At 65.8% G+C, this 14,401-nt stretch carries 13 protein-coding genes and 1 pseudogene; 5 read left to right on the top strand and 9 right to left on the bottom strand.

Going from position 1 to position 14,401, the window contains the following annotated elements; all coding sequences use genetic code 11:
- The first annotated feature begins 47 nt into the window (after window positions 1-47).
- The 3 genes from MTX35_RS24550 (at window position 48) to MTX35_RS24540 (ending at window position 2,955) form a co-directional block, all read left to right on the top strand.
- Window positions 48-839 (top strand): DUF3105 domain-containing protein, encoded by a 792-nt coding sequence (locus MTX35_RS24550; protein WP_032373348.1) that lies wholly within the window; start codon window positions 48-50, stop codon window positions 837-839.
- The gene (locus MTX35_RS24545; RefSeq protein WP_008720482.1) at window positions 836-1,594 is read left to right on the top strand and encodes a DUF305 domain-containing protein; all 759 of its coding nucleotides are present in this window, start codon (window positions 836-838) and stop codon (window positions 1,592-1,594) included. The genes MTX35_RS24550 and MTX35_RS24545 overlap by 4 nt, the downstream gene beginning before the upstream one ends.
- Before the next feature lie 239 nt (window positions 1,595-1,833).
- Window positions 1,834-2,955, top strand: a complete 1,122-nt coding sequence (locus MTX35_RS24540; RefSeq protein WP_243597413.1) for a M23 family metallopeptidase — start codon at window positions 1,834-1,836, stop codon at window positions 2,953-2,955.
- An 84-nt stretch (window positions 2,956-3,039) separates the two neighbouring features.
- Here MTX35_RS24540 and MTX35_RS24535 read toward each other — a convergent pair whose 3' ends face one another.
- From MTX35_RS24535 to MTX35_RS24505, 7 genes are all read right to left on the bottom strand, one after another.
- The gene (locus MTX35_RS24535) at window positions 3,040-3,996 is read right to left on the bottom strand and encodes a cytochrome c oxidase assembly protein (RefSeq protein WP_008720478.1); all 957 of its coding nucleotides are present in this window, start codon (window positions 3,994-3,996) and stop codon (window positions 3,040-3,042) included.
- Window positions 3,997-4,006: 10 nt separating this feature from the next.
- Window positions 4,007-4,600, bottom strand: a complete 594-nt coding sequence (locus MTX35_RS24530; RefSeq protein ID WP_008720475.1) for a copper resistance CopC family protein — start codon at window positions 4,598-4,600, stop codon at window positions 4,007-4,009.
- 91 nt (window positions 4,601-4,691) lie between these two features.
- Entirely contained in the window at window positions 4,692-6,464 is a 1,773-nt protein-coding gene (ctaD, locus tag MTX35_RS24525; RefSeq protein WP_072692203.1) for a cytochrome c oxidase subunit I, read from the bottom strand.
- A gap of 85 nt (window positions 6,465-6,549) precedes the next feature.
- The gene (locus tag MTX35_RS24520; protein WP_008720986.1) at window positions 6,550-7,506 is read right to left on the bottom strand and encodes a M56 family metallopeptidase; all 957 of its coding nucleotides are present in this window, start codon (window positions 7,504-7,506) and stop codon (window positions 6,550-6,552) included.
- Window positions 7,503-7,856 (bottom strand): BlaI/MecI/CopY family transcriptional regulator, encoded by a 354-nt coding sequence (locus MTX35_RS24515; RefSeq protein WP_027494220.1) that lies wholly within the window; start codon window positions 7,854-7,856, stop codon window positions 7,503-7,505. Before MTX35_RS24515 ends, MTX35_RS24520 begins: the two co-directional genes overlap by 4 nt.
- A gap of 25 nt (window positions 7,857-7,881) precedes the next feature.
- Complete coding sequence (locus MTX35_RS24510) at window positions 7,882-8,676, bottom strand: M23 family metallopeptidase (protein ID WP_080733228.1); 795 nt, start codon at window positions 8,674-8,676, stop codon at window positions 7,882-7,884.
- Between the two features lie 536 nt (window positions 8,677-9,212).
- Window positions 9,213-11,237 (bottom strand): cytochrome c oxidase assembly protein, encoded by a 2,025-nt coding sequence (locus MTX35_RS24505; RefSeq protein ID WP_032373357.1) that lies wholly within the window; start codon window positions 11,235-11,237, stop codon window positions 9,213-9,215.
- Window positions 11,238-11,434: 197 nt separating this feature from the next.
- Between MTX35_RS24505 and MTX35_RS24500 the strand changes: the two genes are divergently transcribed.
- Window positions 11,435-12,358 (top strand): cation diffusion facilitator family transporter, encoded by a 924-nt coding sequence (locus MTX35_RS24500; protein WP_008720942.1) that lies wholly within the window; start codon window positions 11,435-11,437, stop codon window positions 12,356-12,358.
- Between the two features lie 179 nt (window positions 12,359-12,537).
- Here the strand turns inward: MTX35_RS24500 and MTX35_RS24495 are convergent, their stop codons facing one another.
- Window positions 12,538-12,951, bottom strand: a complete 414-nt coding sequence (locus tag MTX35_RS24495; RefSeq protein ID WP_008720941.1) for a Rieske (2Fe-2S) protein — start codon at window positions 12,949-12,951, stop codon at window positions 12,538-12,540.
- A gap of 185 nt (window positions 12,952-13,136) precedes the next feature.
- The gene (gene lspA, locus MTX35_RS24490) at window positions 13,137-13,664 is read right to left on the bottom strand and encodes a signal peptidase II (protein WP_052061206.1); all 528 of its coding nucleotides are present in this window, start codon (window positions 13,662-13,664) and stop codon (window positions 13,137-13,139) included.
- Between the two features lie 159 nt (window positions 13,665-13,823).
- On the opposite strand from lspA, the pseudogene MTX35_RS24485 reads away from it, so the two are divergent.
- Window positions 13,824-14,401 (top strand): annotated as a pseudogene (locus MTX35_RS24485) (apolipoprotein N-acyltransferase); the annotation flags it as partial.

Here is a 14,401-nt window from a genome sequence, read left to right as displayed (position 1 = left end):
ACCTTGATTCAAATACTATGGTGCATAGTATTTGATGGAGGAGCAATATGAACAGCAGCAGAAACCCCGCCCGAGGCCGACGGAGCTCGACTCGGCGATCACGCCCAGCCGGAGTGCCCGGGGGCGTGCGCGCTCCCTGGGCGGTGATAGGCGCGGGTGTCGTCATCGTCGTGCTCGTCGGTGCGATCGGATACAACCTGGCCCCCCGCGTCCTCGAACGCAATCAGGCCGAGCGGTTCGCGCCGACCGCCGACGACCCGGACCCCTCCCGCGGCATCGACGGCGTCGTCGAGGTCGAGTATCCGGCCGCGCGGCACGTCGAACCAGCTCAGAGAGTTGCCTACGATCAGAGTCCGCCGTTCGGCGGCCCTCACGACCAGACCTGGGCGACGTGTACCGGAGTGGTGTACCCCGTCCCGCTACGCAGCGAGAACGCGGTTCATTCGCTCGAACACGGGGCGGTGTGGGTGACGTACGACCCGAACCGGGTCTCCTCCGACGAGGTCGGTTCACTCGCCGGGCGGGTCGAGGGCGAGCCCTACACGATGATGTCGCCCTACCCGGGCCTGACGGCACCGATCACGCTGCAGTCGTGGGGCCATCGACTCGAGCTCGACAATGCCTCCGACCGGCGCATCACTCAGTTCGTCGCTGCTCTGCGACAGAACCCCTCGACCCACCCCGAGAGCGGAGCCAGTTGCTCGACCATTCCCGGCGCGTTCGATCCCGACAACCCGCCGCCGTTCGACGCCAGCGAGCCAGGACCGGACGCGGTGCCCCTCGAGGAAGACCCGGCCCTCGACAGTGCGCCAGCGCCGATGGGGGAGGGGAGTCGATGACCGTGCACGGCCAGGCCGACGATGCCCAGATCGACGATGCACAGAACGACAGTGCACAGAATGACGCCGCGGAAACGGGACCCAGATCCAGGCCCAGGGCACTGCTCATCGGCTTGGCGGTGACAGCTCTCGTCCTGTCCGGCGTCCTCATCGGCGTACTGCTCACACCGGACAGCGCACGAGTGGCCGTACCGGCATCGAATTCGGTGGATGTGGGTTTCGCGCAGGACATGTCGGTCCATCACAACCAGGCGATCGAGATGTCGGCGATGGCGTTGGGACGCTCGACGGATCCGGTCATCCGGACCCTCGCCTTCGACGTGTTGACCTCGCAGCAGAGCCAAGTCGGCACGATGCAAGGCTGGTTGACACTGTGGGACAGGCCATATCTGCCCGACGGCCCGACGATGACGTGGATGACCGGGGCCAGCTCGACAGGGGGTCACCCGATGGACATGAGCGCGTCCGCGAACGACAGCGGACAGGACGCGACGTCGATGCCCGGCATGGCCAGTACCGCCGAGCTGACGGCACTTCGCCGGATGAACGCCGAAGAATTCGACGGCCGGTATCTACAACTGCTCCGCCGCCACCATCGTGGGGGAATCCCGATGGCAGAGCAGGGAGCAGCGAACGCGACAGTTCCCGCTGTCGCCGCGCTCGCGGGCTCGATCGCCTCCGCGCAAACCGCCGAGGTCGGTCAGATCGATGTCCTGCTGAGCGCACACGGGGTCTCACCGTTGCCGGAGAGCTGACGCCGATATCTAAATACTATGTTGCATAGTAATAACGATTGGGATGACCCCCATGACCGGCATCGGCACGCATGAAAAGGCGTCGAATCGTCGAGTTACTGTGCAAAGCACTCACTTTCGACGCCGAATCGATAGGCGAAACAGCGACGAATGCAGTCGAGAGTGTGACAGAAGGGGCTTGTGGTGTCGATGGGATCACGCAACACTGACCCACGGCCGACACGGCATCCACTGCGATCGTGACCGGCATTCAACGAGAAGGGTGGGGTGACCACGTGAACAACGCGGGAAAGACGACGCCGAGCGGCGGGCGACGTCGCGCATGCCGAGGTGCGCGGACATACGTGATCGTCGGTGCCGCACTCGGTGCGGTGTTCCTGCACGCCCCGGTAGCCGAAGCGAATCCGGGTCAACCGGCCGTGGAGTCCGGGGACGAGGTCGAAGGTCAGCAGACCGCCGACGCCGTCAGCCGGTTGATCCGCCTGACCGATCGGGCCGCGACAATCGGTACCGATCCGATCGCGGTGGCAGACCTCGCAGCCTTCGCATCCTCGACGTGGGCCGCCGCCCAGGCCGGCGGCGTCATCGCGGACACCGCCGGCCCGGTGTCCGCGTCGGCAGGATGCATCGTCGACGCCATCGCCCGTGGAGTCTCGAATGCCCCGGCGCAGTCCCTGTCCTGCCTGGCCCCGTTGGCGACTCTCGACCCACTCCTGGCCCTTCGTATCGCCGCATCGCTCCAGGTCGACGCCCTCGACCCCGCAGTCCCGCATGACGGCGACCGAGGTGGGGAACAGGATCCGGTGACGGGCAACACCGGCCGCGATTCGCCCGTGCCCGGCACCACCGACACCCCTCCCGCATCCGAGACGACCGCGCCCGAAGATTCTGTTCCTGATGCAGCACAGCAGCGCGGTTCCACGTCCGGTGGCTCGGCCACCTCCCGAGGTACTGCGTCTGCTGTCGCACCCAGCAGCGGACTGGTCACCTCGAATTTCGGCACCCGAAGCGGGACACAACACGGCGGTGTCGACATCGCCGACTCACTGGGCTCACCGATCGTCGCCGCGGCCGATGGAACGGTCATCAGCGCCGGGCCCGCACAGGGCTTCGGGCTGTGGGTTCGGATCAGACACGACGATGGATCGATCACCACCTACGGGCACAACAACGGAAATTCGGTCACGGTGGGTCAGCGCGTCCGTAAGGGCGATCGGATTGCAGAGGTCGGGAACCGCGGTAACTCGACGGGTCCGCATCTGCATTTCGAGGCGACTTCTCCCGCGGGACAGAAGGTCGATCCGCAAGCCTGGCTCGGTGAGCGTGGAGCCAGAATCGGGGTGGGCACACGTGCGCGATGAATGCGCCCGATCAGGCCCTTGCCAGTAAGCGCGATCAGGCGATGAGCTCGCGGCAGTCCCCGAGCGCGGGACGGCCGCGACAGCTCAGGTCCGTTGACTGGTCTCGCTACCGATCTTTTTCAGAAAGTCGTTGTAGGCGTTGAGTTCGCTGTACCCGTCTTCTTCGGCGTGCCGGTCCGCGGCAGCCGATTCCTCCTTTTCGTCCCGGTTCCACCGAATGCAGAAGATGAGCACCACCAGCAGGGCCACCGGCTCACCGTAGGACCACGCAAGCGCCCCGGCGAGCTTCTGATCGGATACCGGATCGACACCCCACTGCGGGGGAGGGGAGGCGAACGTGGCGAGCATGGGGGTGCTCGACATCATCAGGATGACACCGAAGAACACATGCAACGGCATCTCGACGAACAGGTCGAACAACCGGCCCAGATTGCTCTGCCGAACGGGGAGGGGGCCGACGGCGAGCACAGGGATGATGAACAGCAGCCCGCTGGCGAAGAAGAAGATCTCCATCGATACGTGCCCGATGACTGTGATGGCGAGAACATCGAAGATCGACGACAGATACAGCCCGTAATAGCTGAAGAGGAACAACGGGATCGTCAGACCTGGATGTAGTGCGATGCGCCCGGCGCGGCTACGCAACCCCGTCAGCGCCGCGATCAGTACCCACCGCCCGGCTCCGTGATGAGCGGTGGCACGCAACAGAAGTCGTCCGGGCGAACCCACCACCAACAACGGTGGGATGGTCATCGACAACGTCAGATGCTGGAACATGAAGACGCTGAACAGGCTGTATCCGTAGCGTTCGACCTGCAGTCCGGTCACCAGGACCAGCGCCGCGCAGCCGAGCAGAAAACTCGCACTCCGCCACCGTGACCATGCGATACCCCGGCCGCGGATCCGGTAGAGCCCCCAGCAGTACAGTCCGGCCATGACGATGCCGGCGATCGGCAGGATCGGGAGCGGCGGAAGATCGAAGCTCAGCAACGCTGCCAGGGTCGGCGGGCCTTCCGGGGGAGTTACGGCGGCGATGTTCATCGGGCCCCTGTCATTGCTTGTCCTTGCCTCGGATCACCAACGTCAGGGCGATGGCAGCGAGACCGAGGACAGTCAGGCCCACGATGGAGAGCAGCATCATGGTGTTCTGTTTCGGTGGCCGGTCCTCGCTGGCGGACGGGTTGTTCGGATCGTAGGCCTGCGTCGGCGTGGTCGAGGGAGCCGGCGAGGTCGCACCGCCCTGCGATTGCTGTGCAGCAGCGTCCGGGCGGGTGGCGGTCTCCGCGACGTCGACCGAAAAGCCGTACGACCCGGTGATCGGGTGCCCGTCCGCGGAGGTGACGCGGTAGCCGACGGTGTACTGCCCGTTGGGTAGGCCGTCCTCGAGCAGGACCGATACGTCGGGGCCCTCGACCGTGGCCGTACCCTGCGTCCACTGAGTATCGCCAGGACCTACCACGCTGATGGTCGCGAACGATTCGTTGATGTCCTGATTGAACTTGAGGCCGACGCCGATCGGTGCGAACTCGAGCGTCACATCGGCCGGGGGGTCGGAGCTGACGAGTTCACTGTGCGCCGATGCCGGGGCCGCGGAGAACAGTGCTGTGCCGCACATGAGCACGGCGACCAGCATCCATCGTTTCACGTTCGGTTCTCCTCTGGTCGTACTGATTCTCCTTACTACTATGCGCACTAGTAGTAAGGGGGTGTGAGCCTACGGGGGTCGGTCGACCGTGTTACTTGTCGACGTCCGGCCGTTTCGATACGTCCGGTCCGGCAATCGCTTCGGTGATCACTTCCGAGGGCGCGATCGAATCCGAGTGCGGGCCACCGACGTGCTGCTCGGCGCGGATGCGTTCGACCATGTGCGGATAGTGCAGCTCGAACGCCGGCCGCTCGGAGCGGATCCGGGGCATCTCGATGAAATTGTGCCGCGGGGGTGGGCAACTGGTCGCCCACTCGAGGGAGTTACCGAAGCCCCAGGGGTCGTCGACGGTGACCACTTCGCCGTAGCGGTAGCTCTTGAACACGTTCCAGATGAACGGCAGCGTCGAGGCCCCGAGGACGAACGATCCCACGGTCGAGATCTGGTTGAGGGTGGTGAATCCGTCGGACGGGAGGTAGTCGGCGTAGCGGCGCGGCATTCCTTGGGCGCCGAGCCAGTGCTGGACGAGGAAGGTGGCGTGGAAGCCGAGGAACGTCAGCCAGAAGTGCCACTTGCCCAGTCGTTCGTCGAGCATGCGGCCGGTCATCTTGGGGAACCAGAAGTAGATGCCGGCGTAGGTCGCGAACACGACCGTTCCGAACACGACGTAGTGGAAGTGCGCGACGACGAAGTAGGTGTCGGTGACGTTGAAGTCGATGGGCGGGCTCGCCAGGAGCACTCCGGACAGTCCACCGAAGACGAACGTGATCAGGAATCCGATGGAGAAGAGCATGGGGGATTCGAGGGTGACCTGGCCGCGCCACATGGTGCCGATCCAGTTGAAGATCTTCACCCCGGTCGGCACGGCGATGAGGAAGGTCATGAACGAGAAGAACGGCAGCAGCACGGCACCGGTGGCGTACATGTGGTGCGCCCACACCGCGATGGACAGGGCGGCGATGCCGACGGTGGCGTAGATCAACCCCTTGTACCCGAAGATGGGTTTGCGGGAGAAGACCGGGAAGATCTCCGAGACGATTCCGAAGAACGGTAGCGCGATGATGTAGACCTCGGGGTGTCCGAAGAACCAGAACAGGTGCTGCCAGAGCAACGCTCCGCCGTTGGCGGGATCGAAGATGTGGGTGCCGAGTTTACGGTCGGCGAGCAGGCCCATCAGTGCTGCGGTCAGCAGTGGGAACGCCAGCAGGATCAAGATCGAGGTCACCAGGATGTTCCAGGTGAAGATCGGTAGCCGGAACATCGTCATTCCCGGTGCGCGCAGGCACACCACGGTGGTGACCATGTTGACCCCGCCCAGGATGGTGCCCAGGCCGGCGACGAGCAGGCCCACGATCCACAGGTCGGATCCGATACCGGGGGAGTAGACGGCGCTGCTCAACGGGGTGTACGCGGTCCAGCCGAAGTCTGCGGCACCGCCGGGGCTGATGAAACCTGCGGTGGTGACCAGTGCGCCGAACAGGTACAGCCAGTAGGAGAAGGCATTGAGCCGGGGGAAGGCGACATCGGGTGCGCCGATCTGCAGCGGCAGGATGTAGTTGCCGAAGCCGAAGACGATCGGGGTGGCGTAGAGCAGCAGCATGATCGTGCCGTGCATGGTGAAGAGCTGGTTGTACTGCTCGTTGGAGAGGAACTGCATTCCCGGGACCGCGAGCTCGGAGCGCATGATCAACGCCATCAGGCCACCGACGAGAAAGAACCCGAACGAGGTCACCAAGTACATCAGTCCGATGACCTTCGGATCGGTGGTGGTGACCATCGTGTGCAGGAACGACCCCTTGCGGGCCCCGCGGGGTGGATAGGGGCGAACCGCCGGCGCAGCCGGAGGAGATGTCAGCGCCGTCATGGAACCACCTTCGTGTCGCACGCGAATTACAGGACGCGTCCGCCAGTGTAACCCAAATACTATGCAGCATAGTATTTGGGGTTGTTCAGATCAGCAGGACCGCGCACGCTGCGGCGGAGACCGCGCTGAGCGAGACGACGGCCAACACGGCCGGCACGACGAGGGGCAGCACGGCGGCGGCAGCATAAGCGCCCGCTCGGGTTCGGCTCGGTGTTTGCGCGCTCGTGTCGAGGTGATGCAACCGCTCGGTGGTCGAGTCCCCGATCAGGCCCAGTGCCCACAGTGGCCGCGCAGAATGCGCCTGCGAGACCGTCGACAATGCCGAACGTACAGTGTCGGCGCTGGTGACTGCGGCCGCGGACCGGTCGGCTGCGACCTCGACCAGGACCCGTACCGCCGCGGGTGCCGCGGCGAAGAGGGGAACGCGAGGAAGCGCTTTGGCCAGGATCTCGCAGATGTTGACGATGCGGTGATGGCGCCCGCGCAGGTGGGCACGTTCGTGTGCGATCACTGCTCGCTGTTGTTCGGGATCGAGATGGGCGAGCAGGCCTTCGGTGGCCACGACGTAGCCGGGGCGACCGTCGATGCTGTAGGCCAGCGGGAGTGGGTGGTCGAGCCACATGATCGGTTCGGGTCCGGGGTCCGTGCGCGCCACGACGGCGATGACATCGCGGTGATAGTCGCGGACTTTGGACCGCGCTCGAAGCTGACGGCGAGTCGAGCGCAGGACGCGCGCCGATGCCGACGCCGCGAGGACGACCGATGCCCCGGCGACCGCTTCCCCGATCCACGGCTGGGCCGCGTGTTGCAGCGAGCCCAGGCAGCGGACGGCGAGTTCGACCATGCCCTCGGCCGGCGCATGGCCGGGCCAGAGCAACACCGCCACCGCGGATCCCACGAGAAACAGCACCCCGGCGATGCTGCCGATCCAAGCGGTCAAGGCGAGAGAGGGGCCGACGGTGCGGGTGAGTGAGGTCAGCAGCGGCGGCATGGCAACGGCCACCAGGGTCGCGGCGAGGAGTAATGCCAGTGCGACGATCACCGGTTCGCGTCCGGCAGGTTCCCCCGCAGGGCGTCCAGTTCGTCGTCGGTGACGGTTTTCGCGAAATGCATCAGCACGGCGGCCGAGTCGGTGCTGGTGTCGAGGATTTCGCGCAGCGCTTGCGAGGTGGCCTCGGCCCGAGATTGCACGGGCGAGTAGAGATAGGCGCGTGACTGCTTGGTCCGCTCGACCCACCCCTTCTCGTGGAGATGGGTCACGACGGTCAGGATCGTGGTGTAGGCGGGGTTTCTGTCGGCCATGCGTTCACGCAGGTCGTGGACCGACTGCGGTCGATCACATTGCCAGAGCACGTTCATCACCTCCGCTTCGAGATCACCGAGCCTTTTCATCGCCAGTTCTTCTTTCCTCGTCGTGTCAGGTGATATCGACTCCGCGTGCCGACAGCCACGCCGTCGGGTCGGACTTGGCACCGTCGGGTTGCCACACTTCGTAATGCAGGTGGGGTCCGGTGGATTGGCCTCGGTTGCCTACCGTAGCAATGAGCTCGCCGGCTTTCACGCGTTGACCGGCGGTGACGAGCGCCTGGTCTATGTGGCCGTACACCCCGATCGTGCCGTCGTCCTGACGAATACGCACCCACAGGCCGAACCCTTGCGCCGGCCCTGCTTCGATGACCTCACCGTCGGTCACCGATACGATCGGCGTCCCGATCGTATTGGCGATGTCGAGTCCGTAATGCGTTGTCCCCCAACGCGGCCCAGAACTGGAGGTCAATGTGCCCGACACCGGCACCACCGAGAGCGGGCGCCGCGCCTCGGCATCGCGTGCGGCGCGCTCCGCCGCCCGAACTCCCCCCTCGGCGAGTTGCTCGGTCATGCGCTGCGCGAGCCGGCCGACATCGAGATCGGGCATTTGCAACACCTGCGGGGGTGAGGCGACGACCGGGCTCGGCGGCAGGACGCCGGCGGGAGGGCTATCGATACTCGCAGCGCTGAGCGCCACACTGTCCTGCGACCCGGTGTTCGGAGACGTCGCTGCCGCGGACAGAAAGGCACCGACCGCGACCGACGCAGCGATGGCGCGGCCACCCGGCTTCGGCACCCGGCGGCGATGAAGTCCGCGGCGAGCACGTCGCGACACGGCCTGCACTACATCGCGGCCACCGTCGCCGTGTGTCGTCTCGTCCGGACCGGCCACGTGCACCCACATCGACGCGGCAGTGTCCGCGGCCGCGGTGTCCCAGGCGGCGCTGACCGCGTGAGCGGGTACATCCGGTGCGGGCGTCTGCGCCGAAGGCGTGTGCTCGTCCTGCGACCGATTGTCGGAGTACACGGTCTCGGCGGGCGACTCGGTCACGAAACGCGAGGGTGCGAACCCGGCGTGTCGATGACGGGGGTGATCGATGAGCGCCGTCGGCCTGTTGCCGACGGGCATCGAGACCGCGACGCCGGGTGCCGGCGCTGCGTAGTCGTCGTCGATCGGATCGGGTGTGCGGTGTCGGGCCAAGATCACAATCCTTGGTGGCTACGAGGCCGTGGCCTCGCTCGAGATAACGAAATGGTGACGGTCAGGCCACAGGTTACTACTATCGAGCATAGTTTTTCCATCCCACTCGACCCGGATTCGTCCGTACCGCTGGTCACGGTCCTCGGAGGACATCCCGCCGGGCTACGACATCCCGCCGGGCTACGACATCCCGCCGGGCTACGACATCCGCACCGGAACAGGGCTGGGCGTTTCGGGTATCAGGGGTGATCGCGCCGAGAGGACAGGCCACCGAGCATGGTGTTGTACGCCTCGAGTTCGGTATCACCTTGATCGTCGACTCGGCGGTCTCGTTGCCGTGCCGCGCTCTCGTCGGCCGCCGACCACCGGACCGCGGCGAGAACCGCGGCAGCGAGCAACGGCAACTCCCCGATGCCCCACGCCAGAGTGCCGCCGCGCCGCTGGTCGGCCAGCAGGTCTGCGTTCCAGTCCAGACGCAGTCCGCTGTAGAAGCTCGCTCCGAGCGCGGTCTCGAGATCGATCGTCACGACGAGGAAGAATGCGAACCCGGCCAATGCGGTGATACTCGCGAGCAACTTCGTCAGTCCCGCGATCGGTCTCGGTACCGGGTCTTCGCCGACCGTGCCCCAGAACATCACCATCCCGACGGTCAGGAACCAGCCCTTCATCACCATGTGTGCCACATGCGAGTCGGCGACGGTGTCGAACAGTCCGCCGGGGTAGAGCAGGTAGAAGCTGCTCAGGAACACCGTGGTGCTGACCCACGGGTGTATCGCGATCCGGGCTGCTCGGCTCTGCCATGCAGCCCGGAGCCATTCGCGCGAGCCCGGTGCTTCGGCGGCCGACGCGGTCGGCAGGACCGAGGCGAACAAGGTTGCCGGTCGGCCGAGGACCAACAGCAACGGCACGGCGACGGCGACCGCGGTCAGTCCCGCCATGTGCACGCTGAACATCGCCGGGCTGTAGAACCCGACCCCGGACGAGGTCGCCACGAGCAGCACCGCAGTACCCGCCAACCAGCTCGCTGTCCACCGCCGCCGCCATGACAGGCCTGCCCGCCGACGGCGCCGCACGGCCACCAGATACAGGACGGCCGCGATCACCGCCGCGGAGCCGAACACCAGGTCGAAACGCCACTCGAACGCCAACCGCGCAGCGGTGGGCGGGCCGTCCAACACGTAGCCCAAGGCCTCTTCGTGCGCCTGGGGCAGCGAGGTGTCCTGCGGCGGGGGCGGGGGAGTGCGGCCCAGTGCGACCGCCAGGCCCACGGTGGTGACGAGAACGAGGGTCTCGATCATCGACAACGTGATCAGGGATCTGCGCCTCGCGGGGTCGTGAGCCAGAGCGCGGACCGTTCGTCGTCGCTGTATCCACCCGAGGGTCCCCACGATCGCCAGAGCTGCGATCTTCGCCAGTATCAGAGCGCCGTACGTCGAATCCCACAGCGACGTCACGGGCACTCGCACGGCAGCGTTGACCACTCCGGAGACCGCCATGATCACGAACGCGACCAGAGCGAGCGTCGAGTAGCGGCGGGTCGCGACGGCAAGGTGCCCACCTCCGCGCAGCGCATGAGCGAGAAGTGCGAGGAGTCCGCCCACCCACAGCGCGGCAGCGAGGATGTGCAGGATCAACGAGTTCGTCGCGATGTCGTGATTGCCGCCGGTCGAGGAGTGGCCGGTGACCGCGCGCGGGATCAACGCGAGCATCGACAGGGCGAACAAGGCGGGGGTCCATCGATGCCGCAACACCGCCGCGCATGCTGCGGCGGTGATCGCCGCGACCGCAGAGGTGATGGCCCATGCAGTGGAGGCCTCGACATCGCCGATCGCACCGAGGAACTGCACCGGTTGCGCTGCAACGGATCCGACAGGTTGACCCGAGGCGTCCGAGAGTGTCAGCGGCACCAACGCCGCCGCGCACACCGCCCACACTGCGGAGGCCTTCGCCGCGGTGCGGACGGCTACGTACCCGTCGATGTCGAGCACACCCGACCTCTGAGGCGGAACGAGAAATGCCGCGAGGAGCAGCGACCCCGCCGCCACGACGGCAGCCACCTCGCCGATCGCGGTCAGTGCCGGGATCCCGTACGTGGTGATCGGGCCCGGATCGGGCAGACCCAACAGCACGAGCGCTTGCGACGTCGACATCGCTGCGAGCAGTGCAGCGACCACCGCGGCAATCGCTGCGCACAGCACCATCACCTGCGATCCGGAGCGTCGATCCACTGCGCCGCGGGTCGAATGGGCCGCTTCGGTGGCCATGGTGTGCGCCTCTTCCCGGTGGATCGTGTTTCCGGCATGGGCGCGAGGCAGTCCGACCTGCGCCGACAATGAACTACTACGAATGATAGTTGTACGAGTCCGGGCAGCCACCGCCGGATGATCCTTCAACACTTGCATGTATGCGCATATCGCAATATGTTGTCGTTCTGCGGATCTGACACGACGAAGGAGCAACGATGGGGCACGGACATGGCCACGGGATAGAGCCGGGTTCACCGGCCAGCGCGTCCGGTAAGCACCTCGGGCGACTGTGGATCGCTGTCGGTCTGGGGGCGGTCACCCTGGTGACGCAGGTCGTCGTCGGCCTGTCCACCTCGTCGCTGGCGTTGCTCTCCGATTCCGCACACGTGTTCACCGACGTGTTCGGGGTGCTGATGGCGATCGTGGCGATCACACTCGCACAGCGACGATCGACCAAGGCTGCCCGCACGTTCGGGCTCTACCGAGCCGAGGTGTTCGCCGCATTGTTCAATGCACTTCTGCTGTTCGGTGTGGCCGGTTGGATTCTCTACGAAGCCGCGCAACGCATCACGAATCCGCCCGAGGTCCCCGGCGTCCCGGTGATGGCGGTGGCCACCCTCGGGCTCGTGATGAACCTCATCGCGTTCGTCCTGCTGCGCAGCGGCGCCAAGGACAGCCTCAATGTTCGGGGTGCGTATCTCGAGGTGATGGCGGACATGCTCGGCTCGATCGGCGTACTGGTCAGCGGACTGGTCACCGTCCTGTTCGGGTGGCGGTACGCCGACCCGGTCATCGCGGTCGCCATCGGCGTGTTCGTCCTGCCACGCGCGTTCAACCTGGGCCGTCACGCCGTACGAATTCTGCTGCAACATGCTCCGGCGGGCATTGATGTCGCCGCCGTGGAAAGGGCCCTGACCGATGTCGACGATGTCGAAGAGGTGCACGATCTGCACATATGGACACTGACGTCGGGGATGGAGGTCGCGTCGGCGCATCTGACGGTCGCCCCGGAGGCCGAGACACCGCGGGTGCTCGCTGCAGCGCAGCAGGTTCTCCGCAACGAGTTCGGTCTCGAACACGCCACTGTGCAGGTCGAACCCCGGGAAGGCGAAGGCCGGTGCCGAGAGGTCAATTGGTAGGCAGGTCTCGACCCGGTGCGCGATCGGCACGCTGTGCTGTCGTCGACACGGCAGCGATGTACCGAACCGGCACCCGTCGGGTGGGGGCACAGAGTGGGTCCTCGAGTGCCGCACATCGGCCCGGTCGAGACCGTTCACCCCGAACCCGTCCACCTCGCATGTTCGCGCCCGGTGATGGATCAGTCGACGGTGAGGGTATCGACGGTTCTGGTCACGGCACGGTTCGGCAGTGGCTCGGTGGCGGGGCTGCGCATGACCGCCCCGTCGGTGATCGAGAACGCACTGTTGTGGCAGGGGCACTCGATCGTGCCGTTGCGAACTCGGTTCACTGTGCACCCTCGGTGAGAACAGATAGCCGAGAAGGCCCGGAAGATACCGGGTTCCGGTTGGGTGACGACGACCTGCCGGTCGGCGAGCACGATTCCACCGCCGACAGGAACATCGTTCACCGACAAGGTGACGGGACCGTCGGAAGCGGTGTCCTCACCGGACGGGGCTTCGCCGACGCTGCATCCGGCGGCAGTCAGGCACGCTGTAGCGCAGCTCGTAGCGAGAAAAATACGGCGCGGTAGCGCCGGGATGTCCTCGCTCATACAGCAGGCTCCCCTCGGTACGCCTCGGTGAGCGAGAGGCGACGATCGCGTGTCGGTGGTTGTAGTCGACTATGTTTCGAGCAGTTCCGGTGTCGATCACCCTCACTGTTCGAGCGGATCAGCATGATTGTCCTGTCGCGAATGTATGTGCACTGCAGGGCATTCGATTCGAACGCCGAGATATCTCATGCACGTTCACGATCCGGCGCTGTCGGGCACTGCGGGCAGAGGGGCAACCCTTGTGCCCTCTCGCGTGCCAGTGCCGCCCCGATCATCAGCACCACCCCGCAGGTGATGTAGATGTCGGCGAGGTTGAATGTCGGCCACCAACCGGTGTGAAAGTAGTCCGTGACCGCACCGTCGACAAGCCGGTCCAGAACGTTGGACAGCGCGCCGGCGAGGATCAACGCCAGCGCCACCGTGGTCCACTGCTCCCCGTGCCGAGCGCTGTGCCATCCGTAGGCCGCGACCCCGGCGGTGATCGTCGCCGTGACCGACACGATCACCCATAGGGGCAGCGAATTGCCCAGACTGAAGGCCATTCCGCGGTTGAAGGCGAGCCGCAATTCGAGGATCGGTAGTGGGATCGGAGAGCCGACCAATGCTTCTTGCGCCCAGTAGTCGACGGTCAGCGCGGTAGCGACCAATGTCAGCACGAGAGTCACTGCGTAAGCACGCAGCCGCGTGGGAGACGTGGTGGGCGAGCGGTTCACGGATCCTCGTTCTCGGGTGTGTATCTCGGACAGGTGCTGGGTGTCGACGGAAGGGGATCGGTCACCGCCGCAGAGTTGCCATCACATAAAATACTATGCACCATAGTAGTTGATGAACGGCAGAGGCTCCTCCGGTACCGGCTGCACGCGCGTGCCGTCATGAGATCGGCTCCCGGCATCGAGCCCGGGCCTCGACCTCTCGTCTACGACCCGAGCCGGGCGCGGTGGGTGACCGGCAGCAACGGAGTCCGCGCGTGGATCCGGCTCCTCGCCGCCGCCTCATCCGGGCTGATGTTGTATGCCACATTCCCGCCCATCGATCTGTGGTTTCTCGCTCCGGTAGCACTTGCAATGCTGCTGTTGGCTGTGCGCGGGCGAGGGGCGCGTGCGGGGGCCGGCTACGGCTTCGTCGCCGGCTCGGCGTTCTTCGTGCCTCTGCTGCCGTGGGTGGGGGAGTACGTCGGATCGGTGCCGTGGCTGGCGCTGTCCGTCGTTCAAGCACTCTTCGTGGCACTGTTCGGTGCGGTAGCGGATCGGATGTCCCGACTGCCGTGGGCGCCGGTCTGGGTGGCGAGCGCCTGGGTGGCGATGGAAGCGGCACGATCTCGGGTCCCGTTCGGCGGCTTCCCTTGGGGCCGCATCGCATTCGGTCAATCCGACGGGCCGCTGCTGCCTCTGGCTGCGGTGATCGGCGCGCCGGGGTTGTCGTTCGTCGTGGTGCTGATCGGGTCCGCTCT

It is taken from the genome of Rhodococcus sp. ARC_M12, assembly GCF_022810385.1.
Classification (GTDB): Bacteria; Actinomycetota; Actinomycetes; order Mycobacteriales; family Mycobacteriaceae; genus Rhodococcoides; species Rhodococcoides navarretei.
This window is presented reverse-complemented; position numbering and strand designations above follow the sequence as displayed.

Excerpts from the sequence above, each read along its gene's own strand:
- MTX35_RS24500 (WP_008720942.1), top strand. The coding sequence starts at position 11,435 with ATGGGGCACGGACATGGCCACGGGATAGAGCCGGGTTCACCGGCCAGC.
- MTX35_RS24535 (WP_008720478.1), bottom strand. The coding sequence starts at position 3,996 with ATGAACATCGCCGCCGTAACTCCCCCGGAAGGCCCGCCGACCCTGGCA.
- MTX35_RS24550 (WP_032373348.1), top strand. The coding sequence starts at position 48 with ATGAACAGCAGCAGAAACCCCGCCCGAGGCCGACGGAGCTCGACTCGG.
- MTX35_RS24515 (WP_027494220.1), bottom strand. The coding sequence starts at position 7,856 with ATGAAAAGGCTCGGTGATCTCGAAGCGGAGGTGATGAACGTGCTCTGG.
- MTX35_RS24545 (WP_008720482.1), top strand. The coding sequence starts at position 836 with ATGACCGTGCACGGCCAGGCCGACGATGCCCAGATCGACGATGCACAG.
- MTX35_RS24505 (WP_032373357.1), bottom strand. The coding sequence starts at position 11,237 with ATGGCCACCGAAGCGGCCCATTCGACCCGCGGCGCAGTGGATCGACGC.
- MTX35_RS24495 (WP_008720941.1), bottom strand. The coding sequence starts at position 12,951 with ATGAGCGAGGACATCCCGGCGCTACCGCGCCGTATTTTTCTCGCTACG.
- MTX35_RS24510 (WP_080733228.1), bottom strand. The coding sequence starts at position 8,676 with ATGTGGGTGCACGTGGCCGGTCCGGACGAGACGACACACGGCGACGGT.
- ctaD (WP_072692203.1), bottom strand. The coding sequence starts at position 6,464 with ATGACGGCGCTGACATCTCCTCCGGCTGCGCCGGCGGTTCGCCCCTAT.